Raw genomic sequence first — 16,914 nt, forward strand, 5'->3', positions numbered from 1 at the left:
ATTTTTGCTGCTTTTCCAGCGCTAATCCCTTCCAACGATGCCCCAATTTATTCAACCATATACTCAGCTTTCTTTTTGTTGCTTTCACTTTACTTATTTTATCGTTCTATTACTTCCTCATCCTTATTCTGTATCACCCTAAACTTTTCAATATTAAATCCCTGCGGGTTTCTGTCAGAACGAACCGAATTAACGAGATAACAAGATGTTATGAGGCCGCGCTTCGTAATATTGCTGGATCGAATAATAAATTGCTTTGCATAAGTGGTAGTAGCGTATGGATAGTGATCAAAATTGCAAACAACACTATCCACTTCAATACGTTGCTGCACATTGCCCGATATAATACGGTTATAATATCCCTTTTCTGACAGGTCTTTATAGTAATCAAATACTGATTTGTCGGCGAGATTAAAAGCTCGTTGCATATTACCTTCAATAGCATTCTTATCCGGCGCCAGCGTGAAGAACAGTTCATGAAAGCGCCTTACATGCTCTCTTGCTTCCACAGGACGATTTATAGATGCGTCCTGTGAAAGTGCTACTATAAGTGATTTGCCATTGTCCATCACATATACTTTCTGACGTTGCAATTCTGCAAAGTGATAAGACTGCCAAACAGCGTAACTCGTGACGAGAATGCACAATATGGCAAAGACTATAGCATATAATCTGATTTGCTTAAAGCTGTTTTCAACATTTCTTAGTGTTTTAAATTCCATTTGTTAATAATTGAGTTGTTATTTCAATAGTCTGCCAGCGATATTGCCGGTGGCGGATCCGGTACCTGCTCCTGCTATATTTCCTGTTTTCATGGCTGTCTGGTTCACATTACGGGTAAAATTTCCTGCTCCGCCGGCCTGTATGATCCAGCCTGTTACAGTGGGAATAGTGAAATACCCTACAATGCCTATAATCATAAATATGATGTACACCGTGCTGGATGAATCAGGAATAAAATTTGGATCAGATAAGCCATCTATATCTTTTTGAACGATAAGCGACTGTATCTTAGCCAGCATAGAGCTGAACAGATCAGCCACCGGAAGCCATAGATAAACACTGATATACCTGGTAAGCCATTGCGTTAATGTGGACTGAAATCCATCCCATACAGAGATAGCAAATGCAATAGGACCAAGTATAGATAGTACAATTAAAAAAAATGTTCGTATCGTATCTATTACCAGTGCCGCTGCCTGAAAAAGAATTTCCAACAGATCACGAAACCAGTCCTTTATTGCTTTTTCCATTTTATAGGCTTGCCGGTCAATATACATTCCCGTCATAGTGGCGAGATCAGATGGTGACCAACCTAGCTCCTCTAATTTTTTATCAAACGCTTCATCGCTTACGAGATAAGCCGTTTCAGGGTTACGAAGAATAGCTTCCCGATCCAACTGATCCTTTTGCTGCTGTAATTTGTTCAGATCAAGCACCTGGCTTTCTAGTATAGCATGTGTGCCTTTCACTACCGGGCTAAGAATAGCATTCAGACTACCGAGTACTATTGATGGGAAAAACATAATGCAAAGACCTAACGCAAAAGGTCGCAGTAAAGGAAATATATCAATTGGCTCAGCCCGACTGAGTGCCTGCCAGACTTTTAACGCCACATAAAACAAAGCACCAAGCCCGGCAAGTCCCTTAGCTATTGCCGCCATATCCGCCGATAGCGGCAGCATTTCATCATACAATGAGCGCAATAGTTCATGAAGATTATTGAAGTTCATAGCTACCAGTATTTTTGTTCAGCAGTTCCATAGAGATCGATCACTCTTTTAGCATTGTCCTGTTTTTTAGCCCTCAGGTAGCTGACTGAAATGTTCTTATTGGTGTAGTAGCGAACCAGATTGTAATAGTCTTTTACCTCTTGATACACTTTGTCAATAACATCCATTCGCTCCTTGTCGTTAAGGGAGAGGCTGGAAGAAGAAATGATCTGCTTAAGTTCTTTGAGTAGGGCTGTGCTTTCATTGAGCAGTATGGCGTAGCCATTGGCGATAGCAGATAGCTCCTGTGCTGTGAAATTGGGATCATTCATCATCTTCTTAAAACTGGTAACATATAAATCGGCAGCCTCACCCACCAAGAGCACCGTTTGCTGCACTTTTCGCGCATCTTTTACCAGGTCGTTGACGGCCTTAAGTTTATCATAATACTCCTTACCCTGTTTATACACTTTTTCCACCTCCTTAAAATTTTTGATCACATTAGATACAGTGGAAGAAGTTTGGACGATTTCGTTGGCGCTGTTAAGTATACCAGAGATGAGATTACCCGGATCTGTTACAATAAATTGTGCGTTTGCAGATACAGATACTAACAGCATTACATACATTGCTACTATTGCTTTTTTCATTGCTTTACATTTTTGATGATTATTTGATTAATAATTATTGCTTTAGATTTTCCTGCCCCTTTTCCTATAGATTTCCGAGGGCAGTTTCTGCTGGACTTCATTAAGCAGGATAAAAAATTCCTGTAAGCTTTGCGGCTTCTTAGTTGCAACTTTCTGGCAGAGTTTCGCAAAATCCATATCAGACTTACTACCAGGATCAGCTTCAAATACTAGCGCTTTGTCACTTCCAATAGCCAGCGTTATCTTTTCCTTTTCCAACTGATTTGATTTTTAAAATGATTAATAATTGCTTGCCTTTTCACGCCTTTGGAGGGCGATGCGTTTAATGGCTTGTTCTACATTGCCGTCCAGTTCGGACGCCAGTTGCATCACTTCCAGCTTTTCAGTTTCTTCCGTGGTGTAGGCCAAGTATTCTTCGAGCGATACCTCCGTGGCATATACGGCTGAATGCGTACCGCCCAAGCCTATCCATACTTCTTTGTAAAGCCTTGACGGGTCGTTGTTCATATTGATGGAAAGTACCTGCGCCTTTTCCTTGTCCGTCAGTCCGAGCATTGCTTGAATGTCATCGAACTTATTCATGTACTTGCGCTGGTCTAGCAGTATCTTACAGTCGCTGTTGTTAATGATACTTTCTTTGACTATCGGGGATTGAATGATGTCGTCCACTTCCTGCGTAACCACGATGGCTTCACCAAAAAATTTTCGGACGGTCTTAAACAAATACTTGATGTATTCTGCCATGCCCTCTTTCGCTATCGCTTTCCACGCTTCTTCAATCAATATCAGCTTACGCACGCCTTTCAGCCTGCGCATCTTATTGATGAAGACCTCCATAATAATGATGGTCACTATGGGGAATAAAATTTTGTGGTCTTTTATCGCATCAATTTCAAACACGATAAAGCGTTTGGAAAGCAGGTCGAGTTGCTTATTAGAGTTCAGCAGGTAATCGTATTCGCCGCCCTTGTAGTAAGGTTCCAGCACGTTCAGAAAATTGGCGAGGTCAAAATCTTTTTCCCTTACCTGTTTTTCTTCCAGCACCATTTTGTAATCGCCTTTCACATACTCATAGAAGCCGTTGAAAGAGGGATATTCATCGTCTTGCTTAATGCGGTCTATGTAGCCGCTCACAGCATTGGAGAGCGCAACTTCTTCCGAACGTTTCGGCGGTTCGTCATCCCGTTTCCACAGCGTAAGGATGAGCGTTTTGATGCTTTCCCTTTTTTCAATGTCGAATACACCATCATCGGTATAAAAAGGATTGAACGCAATCGGGTTGTCTTCGGTATAAGTGAAATAAACGCCGTCTTCGCCTTTGGTTTTTCCTTTAATCAGTTCGCATAAACCCTGATAGGAATTACCCGTGTCCACGAGCAGGACGTGTGCGCCCTGTTCGTAATATTGCCGCACCATGTGGTTTGTGAAGAAAGATTTCCCCGAACCTGACGGACCAAGTATGAACTTGTTCCGGTTCGTGATGATGCCCCGCTTCATCGGCAAGTCCGATATATCCAGGTGAATAGGTTTCCCCGTCAATCGGTCTGCCATCTTGATACCGAACGGTGAGGGCGAACTCTGGTAGTTGGTTTCTTCGGTGAAGAAACACAACGCAGGCTCAATGAAAGTGTAAAAACTTTCCTCACTCGGAAAGTCGCCTGCATTGCCCGGCATTGCCGCCCAATACAGCGCAGCAACGTCAATGGTATTGTGTCGTGTCTTACATTCCATTAAAGCCAATGCACTACCCGTATCATTCTTTATCTTCTTTAGTTCGTTCGGATCATCCGACCATGCCATTACGTTGAAGTGCGCCCGGATGGAAGACAAGCCAAATGAATGCGCTTCATTCAGGTACTTTTCTATCCACTCTTTATTGATTTGGTTTGCCCGGCTGTACCTTGCCAGCGAGTGCATATTCCTTGCGGACTTTTCAAACTTGCGCAGGTTCTCATCACTGTTATCCAAAAACAAATACTGGTTGTATATGTGGTTGCAGCTTAGCAGCAAACCTACCGGGGCAGCGAAAGACAAAAGGCAATCGCTTCTATCAGTGGATAGCTTTTCGTAACGGGTATTTGCCGATACTGTTCCGGGCAAATCGTCCGTATCGGACAAGGTGTGCAGGCACAGCCTTTTGTTGCCGATACGCACATCTTCGCTTCCCAAAGCGATGTCCTGCATAGCGGTTCCCGCTTCCCTTGACAGGGTAAGGTATTGTTCCAGCAATCCCTGTTTATCGCTTGCGCCGATAATGTCGTCTTCGGTCAGCCGTTCCAGTTTGATAAAGCCGCTATCATTAATAATGCGCTCAAACTGCGCTACCGCTTCCATGAAACGGCGAACGGCTTCTTTATCCCTTATTTCTTTCGGGATAAGAACGCCTTTGCAAAGCGAACTAAAGTTGCTTTGCATCCGCATCCGTTCCTTTGTGGTCTTTGTAAGGAACAGGTAACAGTAGTGGTTTAAAAAAGGACGTTCGTTAAAATGCTGCTGGTAGGACTTCGCCAAAAAACTTAATCCGTACTGCGCAATATCGGGCGCATAGCTTTCCTTAATGTACCAATCCTGTTTGTGGATAATGGAATAATCCGGTAACGTCTTAATAGCCTTGTGCCATGCTGAATGGATGGCATCGTACTCCGCAGAGGCTACCGTAAACAGTTCCGGCAGGTGTACACGAAAGCAAGCCGTGATGTCTGCATCTTTTGAGATGATACAGTTGTGTTCCACCGCCAGTAATGGAAACCTGCTTTCCAGCGTTGTGGCTTTTCCCGTGTTTCTCATAGGGCATCGGGTTTAGGAGTGAACTTCATATAGCGGTGTACAGCCTTGCGGCAGATGATGTATTTCGGGTGCCTTTTCTTTGCGCCCAGCTTCATTAAGCCGTGTTCGCCGTACCTGCCGTTGAGTGAGAATGTTTTCCAGACGATGAGCGATGCACCGCCAGCCCCGATGAACAGGCAGATGTAGGAGTTTGCGCCTGCCATGTACAGTACCATTACGAGGATAAGCACGCCGAGCAAGCCGCCTGCGAAGATGAACAGGTATTGGGCTTTCAGCCCTTTGAACTCAACCGTTCTTCCAATGCCTTTATTGATGTTGTAATTACTCATAGGGCATCGGATTAAAGGAAGAATGAGCGCAGGATGGTAGCTGCAACAATTAAGAAGATACATGCACCAAACCAGCTTGCCGCCGTTTTGGATGTGTCAGGGTCGCCACTGCTGAATTTGTTGTACACCTTTACGCCTCCGATAAGCCCAACCACCGCTCCGATGGCGTAAATTAATTTGGTTGCAGGGTCGAAATAAGAGGTTACCATCTGCGTTGCTTCGTTGATGCCCGCACCTCCATTGCCCTGGGCAAATACACCATAAGCTGACAGCAACGCAACGCCTGTCAGCAACACTTTTTTGCTTTGTCTTTCCATAATTAATCTGAATTATTTTGTTACTGATTTCCCGCTTCCTGCGGGCTTGGCAACAAAAATGTTATGGAAAACAAGGCGTGATAGTGATGTGTCTTTCGGTGGAATTACTTGGCAGTTAGTGGCTGCTAAGGGAATTAATTTATATCTTAGAGGGCTGTGTAAACCCTTGTTAAATTATTATCGGTGTATCTATCTAACATAAAACTTTGGAATTTTAGAAAATTCGGTTCAGAGAGGGAAATAGACCTTGAAAATCCGAATTTGAATTTAAACCTCTCTAACGGTTTGAATGTAATTATTGGCGAAAACGATTCTGGCAAAACAGCTATTATTGATGCTGTTAAACTTGTACTTAAAACTCATAGCTATGATTATATCAGAGTTGAGGATAAAGATTTTTATAGTACTACAAGTCGCTTTAGAATAGAATTGATTTTTGAAAACTTAATACCTGATGAAGCCAAAAACTTCACAGAATGGTTGGGTTGGACAGGAAATAGAGAAAACGCAAAGCCCTTTTTAAAATTAAATTATGATGTAAGGAGGCAAGGAGAGAAAATATTACCTGCAGATGTAAAAGCTGGTGCTGATGATGATGGATACCTTTTAACGGCTGAAGCAAGAGAATATTTAAAGACCACTTACCTAAAACCCTTAAGAGATGCAGAAAATGAATTAGTTGCTAAAAGAAATTCAAGGCTATCACAAATTCTTTTGGGTGATAAGGCATTTAAAGGGAGGGAAAGAAATCATGAACTTGTGCAGATATTTTGCAGTCTTAGCGAAGAACTAAAAAAATATTTTGATGGAGAATTTGAAATTAAAATACCTAATGAATCTGGGGAAGTGCATATACATAAGCCAAAAGAAGGAAAGCAAATCAAAGATAAAATAGACGGTTATATTAAAGAATTTTACGGCAATGATTATGAGACGCAATTTCATGCTTCATCTAATGATATAAAAAGCATTCTTGAAAAACTTACTTTACTTCTGAAAAATGAACTATATCCAGGTTTAGGAACCTTAAACAGATTATTTATGGCAGCAGAACTGCTTCATTTGAGCAAGGAAAATTGGAGTGGTTTACGTTTAGGACTTGTGGAAGAGTTGGAAGCGCATCTTCATCCTCAAGCACAAATGCAGGTAATCGAGACTTTTCAAAAACAAGATGCTATTCAACTTATCCTCACAACGCATAGTCCAAATTTAGCCTCTAAGTTAAAATTAGAAAACCTGATTATTTGTAACAATGGAAATGCCTTCCCAATGGGAGAAGCATATACGCAATTAGGCAAAGACAACTACAAGTTTTTAGAAAAATTTCTTGATACTACGAAATCAAATTTATTTTTTGCCAAAGGTGTGATTTTAGTCGAGGGTTGGGCGGAAGAAATTCTTATTCCGAGCATTGCAAAAGCTATTGGAATTAATCTGACAGAAAAGGGTGTTTCGGTTGTAAATATCGGACACACGGGTTTTGACCATTATGCAAAAATTTATCTGCGAAAGGCAGAACCAAATATGATAATTCCTGTTGCAATAATTACAGATTCTGATATTAGAGAATACGAGAAACAACTGCAATTAGATAATGATGGTAAACCAGTAAAAGATGTAAAGGGTAAAAATCAATATGAATTTATAAAAATTGATGAAGAAACTATTAAGAATGAATCAGGGGATGCGATTAAAAAGATAAGCGAGCAAGGGAAACAAAATGTAAAATACTTTCCTGCACTAAATTGGACGTTGGAATATTCGTTGTTCAAATCGCCGAGTTTAACAAGGGTGTTTCAGACTGCGACAAAAAAAATCCATTCTGATAGCCCTTGGGATAATGACTTTGAAAAAGAGCTTGCTAAAAAACTAATCAATAAAAATTTTGAGAAAACAAAAATTGCTTATGAAATAGCAAATGCTATTGATGAAGATTTAGAGAAGTTCGGAAAGAAAGAAATTGAAGCTAAAACAATTACAATTTCAGAAGACGAAGACGATACGGTTAGTTATCTTGTAAAAGCGATTAAATATGCCACAGGAAATTAACATATCGGATGATGATATTCGCTATGCAGAAAAAATACTTTTATCTGACGGAAAAGAATTTGACGATGAACGAAAAGCATTTATCCGCAATCTTAGTACAATAGATTTACAAGCCGTTCCAGGCAGTGGGAAAACAACAGCTTTGTTAGCAAAGTTGCTTATTATAGAACGGAAACTGCCATTTCCCGATGGGTCAGGAGTTCTTGTTATATCTCATACTAATGCAGCCGTTGACGAAATAAAAGAAAAAATTCAGAAGCATTGCCCCAAACTTTTTTCTTATCCAAATTTTATTGGCACAATACAAAGTTTTGTTGATGAATTCTTGGCTATTCCGTTTTACATTTCAAAGTTTAAGAAAAAACCTATAAGAATAGACAATGAAATATACAACGAAAAGATAAAAAGTTGCCTTGATAAAATTTGGCTACATAGGTTTAATTTAAGCCAAGAAGTCAACAACAAGGTTGCTCATATCAAAAACAACAATGAGGCTTTGTTTTATAATTTTAGGTTTCAATTTTCAAACGAAATCCAATTAGTTAAAAAGTTAAACGATGATATTTTAGAAATTAAAAAGCCGAGAGGCAATACAAGACCTCAAAACTATCGTGATTATACGCAGCAAGAAAAGCGAGACGTGTATAATTGGTTTTTGGAGTTCAAAAAAGTAATTCTCAAATCGGGTATTTTACACTTTGATGACGCTTATTTTTTAGCGGATGTTTACTTGAACAAGATTACAGCTATAAAAAACATTTTACAAAAACGTTTTGCGTATGTTTTTGTAGATGAAATGCAGGATATGGATACTCACCAATATAATTTGCTGGAAAAGACTTTTTATGATGACGGCAACGGCGTTTCGATAATTCAAAGAATTGGCGACAAAAATCAAGCAATTTATCATTCTTCAAATTCTGTTAAAACTGTAGAAGTTTGGCAACTAAGAGCAAATCCTGAAAATATTTTAAACTTAATAGGCAGTCAAAGACTAAGCAAGCCAATTGCAGATGTTGTAAAAAAATTCGCTTTATATAATGATGCCAATTTTGATATAATAGGGTTAAATGAATGTGATATAAAACCACATATTTTAGTTTTTGAAACTGAAACGATTGCAAGTATCATTCCTTGTTTTGCTCAAATAGTAAAGAAATACAAAGAAAATAGCAGGCTGAAATCAAAAAGAGATTTTAAAGACATTAAAGTTGTTTGTTGGAATACAGACTGGAAAGAAGATGAAACAAGTCGCAACGATGCAACAAAACTACGTTTAGAAGATTTTTATAAAGGTTTCAAAAAAGAAAAAGGGAAACCAAAACAAGACTATAATAACCTGAAAAGCTATTTATTATATTACGAGAAAAGGCAGACATTAGAACCTGTTCGGAAAAATGTATTAAACGCTTTTTTGAAAATATTACGACTGGAAAACATCAACACTACAGACGACAGACCCTACACAAAGAAAAAACTAATTGACGTTATACGTGAAAAAGACATTGAAAAAGGCAATAAAAAATATGACGAATTAAATTTTAACCTTTACAATTGGGCAATCGGAATAATCAGAGAAAAAACAAACGAAGTTTGGGAAGGAATAAAAGCATACGTTCCGACTTTGCTTGAAATGTTTGACAAAACAATTTCCAATAGTTCAGATTTCATCAATAATGACAATGTTGAAATTCTCCCAGAAAATGCTGAAGTTTTAGCAATAACCAACCATTACAGAGAAGAGGAGCTTGAAATTGAAATTACAAGCGTTCACGCAGTGAAAGGGCAAACGCATTGTGCGACTTTATATTTAGAATCATGTTATCAAGGGAAACACGAATCTGAAAGATTATCAACACAATTTTTGGGTAATAGTTTTAATGATACAAAAGTTCATCATAAAAGTTCCGTCAAGATGGCTTATGTCGGCTTTTCGCGACCAACGGATTTGCTTTGCATTGCTATTCACAAAGACAGATTTGATAAATTTCTTCGGGATATTAACATTGAGGAATGGGAAATAATAAATGTTTCTTGAAAAGGTAACGAAGTATGATTGATTTTTTTACAAAAGGTGATACGCTGGTTCTACGCTATATTGCTGAATTTGCAAACTCACCTGATTGGGTAAGAGAGACTATTAAAGTCAAAGGTTACGTGAGGCTTAAAAAGACTTTTTATTTTGAAGAAGACGACATTCTAAATGATAGTGAATTTGGCGAGGAAACTAAAATAGATGATTTTGATGACCCTGATACGGAACAAGTCACTTACTTTCTATTCGCAAAACTTACCGGAGATTATTATAAGGTCAAAAAAGGAATACTCATTGATGACTTCGATATATTTATACACAAGGATGTTTCATTAAGTACAATTTTTTTTGTCGCTGATTCAGACGTATCAGTTTTTAGGGTAATCAAGAATATATCCTTAAACAATTTATACTTAGGTGGTGATTATCCAAGTGCTGTACCCATTGAGGAATTTGAAAGGCTCTTAAAATATTTCCCAACTTCTTATGAAAGGAGAAAATATGTTGAAGCACGAATTGCATCCCTGCTAAGGAATTATTTAGACGGCATCAAGGATGCCGAAAAGATATATCAGAAGCATCTAAATACAAAGCTATCTAAACAAGGTACGGATTTAGCTAAAGTTTTTCAGAATGTTGAACTCGTGAAATATCAGACAATCCTTGAAAAATTACAGGAAATGCTAAAAGACGAAAATCAGTATAATGAGCATCAGTGGCAGGAAGAAATTTTACAGATTATTTTGTTACTCTATCCGAAATATATTTTTGCTTTTAAGTCAGTTCCAATACAAGCAAAATTGGCAGATGGAATAAGAGATAAACAGCTTGATTTTCTTTTAGTGGATTCCAATGGATATGTTGATGTTATTGAAATAAAGAAACCTTTTGAGAATGCCATTATGACTAAAGGTTTTTATCGTGAAAATTATATTCCTCTTAGAGAACTTTCAGGAACAGTTATGCAAATTGAAAAATACATTTACTATTTAAACCGCTGGAGTTTAGAAGGAGAGAAATTTTTAAGTACAAAATATAAAACACAATTACCCGAAGGTTTTGATATTAAGATAGCAAATCCAAGTGGAGTAATTATTATGGGGAGAGAAAACAATTTGTCGCCTGGACAAAAAGATGATTTCGAGGTGGTTAAAAGAAAGTATAAAAATATTGTTGACATTATTACTTATGACAATTTATTAGAACGATTACAGTTTACAATTGAACAAATTCGGAAAATTTAATTTTAAATAGCAAATCAAATATTTATTGGATTGCAAACTGAAACGATACTGAATAGAAAACAATTTTTAAACGATTTTTTTAAATGGCGAATTATCAATTACCACCTTTAAAGGACGAAAGATTATTTGAGGAGCTTACCTGCGACCTGTTCAATTTTGTAGAAAATACATCGTCATACGAGAATATAGACTTTCAGACATTTGGTGTGAAAGGTCAAAACCAAAAAGGGATTGATGTCTTTTCCAGTAAAACAAAAACAGTAGTGCAATGTAAGTTGAAAAGCATTGGAAAAAAAGATGAGATTATCAGGAAAAATCTAATTCAGGATATAAATGCCGACTTAGAAAAAGTAAAGGATTTAAGAATTGATTTTGATAAGTTTGTTTTTGTTTCAACATTCCGCGATGATACCCAAATACAGGAATATTTAAGTCAGCTTAAAAATGAACAACAATTGCCATTTCATTTATATTATTGGGGATGGGACACTATAACAAAACATATTGAGCAGTCAGAAGGTCTATTGCAGAAGTACTTCCCTAAGTTTATAAAGAAGACTAAACCAGTAAAGCCAAAACTTGAATTGCCAGAAGGCGCTTTAGGCAAAGAGCTTTCCAAGAAAAACTACATTGATTATCTTAAAAAGAGATATGGAGATTGGAAGCAAATTGAATTAAATAAGAAAGGAGAAAAATTTAATTGGGCAGCATTTACTATTTCGTTATCCAAAAGATATAAGGCTTCCGGGATTAATTATATTGATGTCCGATATTTTGATGATTTTGTAGCGTATCTGAAAAGTCGCATTGACGGAACAATAATGGGGAAAGTAAATAAATCTAAAGGAATAAAAAACTACTCATCGTTTGAAGAGTTTTTAGAAAATCCGATATAAACAAAGGGAAGCTGTCTTATCAGACAAACTCCCCAATGTCGAAACCCTCCAAATCCTTATTCCGCAAATTGGAAGAACTGAAATCCGTCCCGGCGGGGAGGCTCTTATCCAACAACGCTGCAATCTTTCGTGAAGCCCCCTCCATTGAGTTTTCGAGCAGACTAAACAATTCGGTTCCTTGTATGAGCTGAACTATATTGACCGCTTTTTGTTGCAAGGCAGGTTCCAGCACATCCTGCTGTAACAATGCCCCCACGGTGCTTAGTTCATCAAAGGTAACCCCCGTGGCAAACCCATTGTCGCTGTCCGCATTCCCGTATTCGCTCCATTCTTCTTCTTCGTCTTCCAAATCGGGCATACTCCCGAAAACTTCATCCAGTTCTTCCTGCGGAATGACTAACCCCAAAGCCTTTTCTTCGGTTTCTGTTTCAAAATTATCCGGTATGTTTTTGCTTTTATCTGTTTGTCTTTTGCTGGCATTCATTGGCAGTGCGTGGCGTTCCACGGGCTTAGGCAGCCCTATAATATCCGGCAGGTCAGGCGTTTTACTTTCCTGCTTTTCCTGCCTGCGCACCGGCTTATGAATAACTACCTTGTCTTTCAGTAAAAGAACAATGACAATGAGCAAACAGATAACAATTATTATTTCCATAGCTGCACTTATAAAATAGGTTTATACTTATCATTGAAACTTTTGGTGATGTCATCGCCAAACTCATGAAAGTGGTGTTCCAGCACGTTATCGAGATAGGCGTATATGGTTATCTTGTCTTCGCCGATAACCTGTACAATACGGGACAGCCGTTCGTGAAAATCAGGGCGTATGTACACCGACTTCCCATTACGGGCATTGGTTTCCGCTCTTTTGAAAAATGTCTTTTCATAATCCGCTTCGCTGGTTTTTCTGGAACGGCTTCGTTCCCTGCCCACAGGCTTTTCCTGCTCTTTTTCTTCCTGCTTTTGGGATGCTTCGGGCGGTATGTTTAAGCCGTCCTTTTTCACACCATCGGCAATAATGTTCATCAAAAATTCTTCGTCTATCTCCGGGGTGCTTTTCTTTTTATTTTCTTTTTCCATACGGCTTACAATTTCACAGTCCTTAAAAATTCTTCCATAAACAAATCCAGCCGGCAGGCTTTCATTAACCGTTCATCGGCAGGTAGCAAGGTGGAACGGAATACCGTTTTTGCATCGGCTTCGCCCTCCTTGCGAAAACGCTTGCTATCCGTAATGTTGGTGCGCATCAGATGTATGCCCAGGCTGTTGATTAAATCTTCATAGATGCTGTACAATGCCGATTTCTCTCTGCCGTCCACCTGGTTCCAAAACAGGTTGATGCTTTGTATAGCGGTCGTTCCCTGCTTTCGGATAACATCGTTCAATACCTGCGTAAAAATCAACGTGCTTTCCATGACTACACGGTCAGCTATGATAGGCGTAAAAATGTGGTGCATCCCCGCCAGCGTTTTTAATATCCCTGTGGAGTTTACCGTTCCCGGCAGGTCGAAGAAAACCACATCCACCGCAACGGGAGAAGATTGCAGGAATTGCGCTACCTCGTTCAGCACACCGTCTGCCCGGTGCTGCATAACCGGGTAGGCTTTCTTGTTGATGCTCGTAAATTGCTTATGCGCCATTTTCTTAAACACCTCATTACCCATAATGCTGCTCATATCCCTTGCCCTCATTTGCATGAGGCTATGCTGTGGAAAATCGCAGTCGAAGACGGCTACATTATATCCGAGCCTGTAATGTAGCAGACTGGCAACAAGCGTGGTAAAGGTGCTTTTGCCCACGCCTCCCTTTTGGGAGGAAAAGGCGATAAATAAGGGTTGTTTCTTAGTGTCCATTTGTATAACTGTATTTAATTATTCATTTGTTTATATATCGCTATCTGTTTAGAATTGCTTATCTATTCAGGTGCATTGCTACAAAAGCACAACTGCACATTTTTATGTACAGACTTTTGTAGGCAGGTATTTTTGTAAAAGCATATATGCCGTTTTATGCTTGCAACCATATCCGTATGCGGAGAAATGTAGCTGTACATTTTTGACTGCTTATTTGCATGACTGCTTACCTAATCGCATACATCGTTGCTTAACTGCTTATGTATTTCGGTAGCTATGCAGCTACGTTTATACATACCTATCCAGTTAATGCCGGATGCTGATACAAAAGAATGCAGATAGATACCTGCTATTTTAAACCTGTCCTGCTTTGGCGTTTCGTGGAAGCCTTTGGCAGTGTGGCACACTGCAATGCTTTGAATAAGCTCCGCTTATTTTGTAGTGGCTCCAATACAAAAGGGTGAATGGAAAAATCATTACATGATACAGGCAACAGGTGGAACGGCTTGCAGCCGTTTTTTTCTGCTATATCTAATCCCGCCCAAGCGGGATTTTCTGTTCACCCGAACAGAGCAAGTTGTGTTTTGAGGCACTCGGAACGCATTCCGTGCCTCAAAACAACTTGCCCTTGCATGGGGCTTTAAAAACACCCTCCGAAGTCGGGGTTTTGTTGAATTTTAAAATGGATTGGTGATGAGTGAACAGCAGAAGAAAAAACATAACAAAGGTGGTCGCAACCCTAAAGAAAACCCAAGCATCCACCGTTATGTTTTTCGTCTTACAGACGAGGAAAACGCCAAATTCCTTTCGCTTTTTGAAGCATCGGGAGCAGGTAACAAAGCCCAGTTTGTTACCTCCTTACTATTCAGTAAGCCGGTTAAAAGGGTAAAAGTGGATATGGCTGCAATGGATTATTACACCCGGCTAACAACTTTGTTTGGTCAGTTTAGGGCAGTTGGCGTTAATTATAACCAGGTGGTGAAGATACTGTACCGCAATTTTTCGGAGAAGAAAGCCGCCGCATATCTGTTTAAGCTGGAAAAGCAAACGGCAGAACTGGCAACAATATGTCGTGCTATTATGGAACTGACAAGGGAGTTTGAAGCCAAACACCTGAACAAAAGTGGTGAAAGATGATAGCAAAAATAGGTCATGGTGCAAATATGATGGGCGCACTTTCTTACAACCAGCTTAAAGTAGATAAGGAAAACGGGCAGGTTTTAGCCACGCAAAGAATAATGGAAACGCTGGACGGCAGCTATTCGGTGGCACAGTTCTACCGTTCTTTTGAGCCTTACCTCATAGCAAATAAAAGAACGGAAAAACCCGTACTGCATATATCACTTAATCCCGACCCCAGCGATAAGGTAACGGATGAGAACTTTAGGCAGATTGCCAAAGATTACATGGAGCTAATGGGCTACGGCGAACAGCCGTATATCGTATTCAAGCACACCGATATTGAGCGCACCCATATTCATATTGTTTCTACCTGCGTTGACCGTTACGGCAAAAAGATACCCGACACGTTCGAGAAGCTGCGCTCAATGGATGCTTGCAGGGCGTTGGAGCAAAAGTATAACCTGATACCCGCAAAAGAAAAACAGCGCACCGGGAATGAGCAAATATTCCGTCCGGTAGATTATAAAGCAGGGGATGTTAAGAGCCACATGGCATCGGTAGTGCGACACCTTCCAAAGTATTATCAGTATCAAAGTTTCGGTGCGTACAATGCTTTGCTTTCGCTGTTTAATATTAGAGCAGAAGAAGTGAAAGGGGAACTACAGGGGCAGCCCAAACAGGGCATGGTATATTTTGCGCTGAACGAACAGGGCGAAAAAGCCAGCAATCCTTTTAAGGCTTCCCGCTTTGGCAAACATGCAGGGTTGAATGAATTGCAAAACCACTTTGCAGAGGCTAAGGAAAAAATGAAGACAGACCCCGCAAGAGCCGTTTTAAAAAATGCCATTGAAGCAGCGATGCACCTTACCACCAATGAAACTGATTTTAAAAAGCACCTGGTTGAACAAGGCATCAATTCCGTTATACGGCGTACCGATGAGGGGCGCATTTACGGCATAACCTTTATAGACCATGAAAGCCGTACCGTTTGGAACGGTTCAGCTTTGGATAAAAATCTTTCTGCCAATGTGTTTAATGAATGGTGGAAAGAGCAGGCGGTTGAGCAACGCCAAAATGCAGAACAGACCAATACCGCAGATATACCAGCCACAGGTAAGAACATTGCGGATGAAAAAGAAGAAGCCCACGAGCTGTTCGATTTCCTGAATGCAGCACAACCCGGTTATGCTACCGATGATTTAGGATTGATAGACGGATTAGGAGGTTTGCTACCGGAAGTACAGGGCGAGGATTACGAGGAACAGGCATTTGCCAATAAGATGAAGAAGAAAAGAAAACGTAAAAGAGGTCAGTAAGTTTTGCTGTTCATTATGCACTTACGGTTATGAGGACACTTTCAATCCCCAGGCATAGCTCCAATACAAAGTCTCCGGAGCAGTAGGTGTTTTGAACTGATAAATGCCATAGATGTATAATGCAAAAAGTATAAAAGCCCCCCAACTAATCCCAAGACACAATATACCCTGTCGTTCTGCCGGATTGAACATACCTGCAACCAATGATTTTACTATGAATGAGGGAACAATACAGCATAATAACACACAGATTGCCCACGGCAATATCCATAACTTCCGGTTCTTTGCCCGCAGTCCGATAATAGTTCCTTTAAGGAAATAGACAATGCAGAAAATAAGGTAGGTAAATAATAAGGAGAACCCCCAAAGTTTAAATTTGTCGGTTTCGCCTCCCCATAATTTTTGCGACAATAAAAATCCGGCATAAAAGAACACGCCGAAAAGGGCAGCTATTTTTAATACGAAAACAAAAATCTTCACGACCACAAAAATTAGTCCCGTGGCAGATTGACTTTCTTTATTTTTCCGGGCTATATATTCATCTTCACTTTCTCCCGGATAAGCATCAGGATTATTCAAATTCATATCATCCTCCCTTTAATGTCAG

17 protein-coding genes are annotated in these 16,914 nt (G+C 39.6%); 6 read left to right on the forward strand and 11 right to left on the reverse strand.

Annotation, left to right across the window (positions count from 1 at the left end; genetic code table 11):
* Window positions 1-98: 98 nt before the first annotated feature.
* Genes traK through DC498_RS10795 form a run of 7 tightly spaced genes read right to left on the reverse strand, consistent with a single transcriptional unit; the run spans window position 99 to window position 5,795 of the window.
* Window positions 99-722 carry a conjugative transposon protein TraK gene (gene traK / locus DC498_RS10765; protein ID WP_116874155.1) on the reverse strand — a complete coding sequence of 208 codons (624 nt, stop codon included), beginning with the start codon at window positions 720-722 and terminating at the stop codon, window positions 99-101.
* Window positions 723-740: 18 nt separating this feature from the next.
* Window positions 741-1,733, reverse strand: a complete 993-nt coding sequence (gene traJ, locus DC498_RS10770; protein ID WP_116874156.1) for a conjugative transposon protein TraJ — start codon at window positions 1,731-1,733, stop codon at window positions 741-743.
* Window positions 1,734-1,735: 2 nt separating this feature from the next.
* On the reverse strand, window positions 1,736-2,362 hold the full coding sequence (locus DC498_RS10775; protein ID WP_116874157.1) for a DUF4141 domain-containing protein: 627 nt from the start codon (window positions 2,360-2,362) through the stop codon (window positions 1,736-1,738).
* 42 nt (window positions 2,363-2,404) lie between these two features.
* A complete protein-coding gene (locus DC498_RS10780; RefSeq protein ID WP_116874158.1) occupies window positions 2,405-2,620 on the reverse strand; it encodes a hypothetical protein in 216 nt (71 codons plus the stop codon).
* Between the two features lie 21 nt (window positions 2,621-2,641).
* Window positions 2,642-5,149, reverse strand: coding sequence for a TraG family conjugative transposon ATPase (locus DC498_RS10785; protein WP_116874159.1), 2,508 nt, complete (start codon window positions 5,147-5,149; stop codon window positions 2,642-2,644).
* The gene (locus DC498_RS10790; protein ID WP_116874160.1) at window positions 5,146-5,478 is read right to left on the reverse strand and encodes a DUF4133 domain-containing protein; all 333 of its coding nucleotides are present in this window, start codon (window positions 5,476-5,478) and stop codon (window positions 5,146-5,148) included. Before DC498_RS10790 ends, DC498_RS10785 begins: the two co-directional genes overlap by 4 nt.
* 11 nt (window positions 5,479-5,489) lie before the next feature.
* Window positions 5,490-5,795 carry a DUF4134 domain-containing protein gene (locus DC498_RS10795; protein ID WP_116874161.1) on the reverse strand — a complete coding sequence of 102 codons (306 nt, stop codon included), beginning with the start codon at window positions 5,793-5,795 and terminating at the stop codon, window positions 5,490-5,492.
* A gap of 183 nt (window positions 5,796-5,978) precedes the next feature.
* On the opposite strand from DC498_RS10795, the gene DC498_RS10800 reads away from it, so the two are divergent.
* From DC498_RS10800 to DC498_RS10815, 4 genes are all read left to right on the forward strand, one after another.
* On the forward strand, window positions 5,979-7,844 hold the full coding sequence (locus DC498_RS10800; protein ID WP_116874162.1) for an ATP-dependent nuclease: 1,866 nt from the start codon (window positions 5,979-5,981) through the stop codon (window positions 7,842-7,844).
* Complete coding sequence (locus tag DC498_RS10805; RefSeq protein ID WP_116874163.1) at window positions 7,828-9,882, forward strand: UvrD-helicase domain-containing protein; 2,055 nt, start codon at window positions 7,828-7,830, stop codon at window positions 9,880-9,882. Before DC498_RS10800 ends, DC498_RS10805 begins: the two co-directional genes overlap by 17 nt.
* A gap of 14 nt (window positions 9,883-9,896) precedes the next feature.
* Entirely contained in the window at window positions 9,897-11,123 is a 1,227-nt protein-coding gene (locus DC498_RS10810) for a Shedu immune nuclease family protein (RefSeq protein ID WP_116874164.1), read from the forward strand.
* Between the two features lie 83 nt (window positions 11,124-11,206).
* Entirely contained in the window at window positions 11,207-12,019 is an 813-nt protein-coding gene (locus DC498_RS10815; RefSeq protein ID WP_116874165.1) for an endonuclease, read from the forward strand.
* 19 nt (window positions 12,020-12,038) lie between these two features.
* Here the strand turns inward: DC498_RS10815 and DC498_RS10820 are convergent, their stop codons facing one another.
* From DC498_RS10820 to DC498_RS10830, 3 genes are read right to left on the reverse strand one after another with little or no spacing between them, the layout of a single operon-like run.
* Complete coding sequence (locus DC498_RS10820; RefSeq protein ID WP_116874166.1) at window positions 12,039-12,671, reverse strand: conjugal transfer protein TraD; 633 nt, start codon at window positions 12,669-12,671, stop codon at window positions 12,039-12,041.
* Between the two features lie 8 nt (window positions 12,672-12,679).
* Entirely contained in the window at window positions 12,680-13,096 is a 417-nt protein-coding gene (locus DC498_RS10825; RefSeq protein WP_116874167.1) for a DUF3408 domain-containing protein, read from the reverse strand.
* A gap of 5 nt (window positions 13,097-13,101) precedes the next feature.
* Window positions 13,102-13,869, reverse strand: a complete 768-nt coding sequence (locus DC498_RS10830) for a ParA family protein (RefSeq protein ID WP_116874168.1) — start codon at window positions 13,867-13,869, stop codon at window positions 13,102-13,104.
* 693 nt (window positions 13,870-14,562) lie between these two features.
* On the opposite strand from DC498_RS10830, the gene mobA reads away from it, so the two are divergent.
* Entirely contained in the window at window positions 14,563-15,006 is a 444-nt protein-coding gene (gene mobA, locus DC498_RS10835; RefSeq protein WP_116874169.1) for a conjugal transfer protein MobA, read from the forward strand.
* The gene (mobB, locus tag DC498_RS10840; protein ID WP_116874170.1) at window positions 15,003-16,307 is read left to right on the forward strand and encodes a conjugal transfer protein MobB; all 1,305 of its coding nucleotides are present in this window, start codon (window positions 15,003-15,005) and stop codon (window positions 16,305-16,307) included. Before mobA ends, mobB begins: the two co-directional genes overlap by 4 nt.
* Window positions 16,308-16,334: 27 nt before the next feature.
* Here the strand turns inward: mobB and DC498_RS10845 are convergent, their stop codons facing one another.
* Complete coding sequence (locus tag DC498_RS10845; RefSeq protein ID WP_116874171.1) at window positions 16,335-16,892, reverse strand: hypothetical protein; 558 nt, start codon at window positions 16,890-16,892, stop codon at window positions 16,335-16,337.
* Between the last annotated feature and the right edge of the window lie 22 nt (window positions 16,893-16,914).

Source organism: Terrimonas sp. (assembly GCF_003075435.1).
Taxonomy (GTDB): Bacteria; Bacteroidota; Bacteroidia; order Chitinophagales; family Chitinophagaceae; genus Agriterribacter.

Coding starts and splice junctions, on each gene's coding strand:
- DC498_RS10790 (WP_116874160.1), bottom strand. CDS start 5,478: ATGAGTAATTACAACATCAATAAAGGCATTGGAAGAACGGTTGAGTTC.
- DC498_RS10805 (WP_116874163.1), top strand. CDS start 7,828: ATGCCACAGGAAATTAACATATCGGATGATGATATTCGCTATGCAGAA.
- DC498_RS10810 (WP_116874164.1), top strand. CDS start 9,897: ATGATTGATTTTTTTACAAAAGGTGATACGCTGGTTCTACGCTATATT.
- traJ (WP_116874156.1), bottom strand. CDS start 1,733: ATGAACTTCAATAATCTTCATGAACTATTGCGCTCATTGTATGATGAA.
- DC498_RS10785 (WP_116874159.1), bottom strand. CDS start 5,149: ATGAGAAACACGGGAAAAGCCACAACGCTGGAAAGCAGGTTTCCATTA.
- DC498_RS10825 (WP_116874167.1), bottom strand. CDS start 13,096: ATGGAAAAAGAAAATAAAAAGAAAAGCACCCCGGAGATAGACGAAGAA.
- DC498_RS10820 (WP_116874166.1), bottom strand. CDS start 12,671: ATGGAAATAATAATTGTTATCTGTTTGCTCATTGTCATTGTTCTTTTA.
- DC498_RS10845 (WP_116874171.1), bottom strand. CDS start 16,892: ATGAATTTGAATAATCCTGATGCTTATCCGGGAGAAAGTGAAGATGAA.
- traK (WP_116874155.1), bottom strand. CDS start 722: ATGGAATTTAAAACACTAAGAAATGTTGAAAACAGCTTTAAGCAAATC.
- DC498_RS10795 (WP_116874161.1), bottom strand. CDS start 5,795: ATGGAAAGACAAAGCAAAAAAGTGTTGCTGACAGGCGTTGCGTTGCTG.
- DC498_RS10830 (WP_116874168.1), bottom strand. CDS start 13,869: ATGGACACTAAGAAACAACCCTTATTTATCGCCTTTTCCTCCCAAAAG.
- DC498_RS10815 (WP_116874165.1), top strand. CDS start 11,207: ATGGCGAATTATCAATTACCACCTTTAAAGGACGAAAGATTATTTGAG.
- mobB (WP_116874170.1), top strand. CDS start 15,003: ATGATAGCAAAAATAGGTCATGGTGCAAATATGATGGGCGCACTTTCT.
- mobA (WP_116874169.1), top strand. CDS start 14,563: ATGAGTGAACAGCAGAAGAAAAAACATAACAAAGGTGGTCGCAACCCT.
- DC498_RS10775 (WP_116874157.1), bottom strand. CDS start 2,362: ATGAAAAAAGCAATAGTAGCAATGTATGTAATGCTGTTAGTATCTGTA.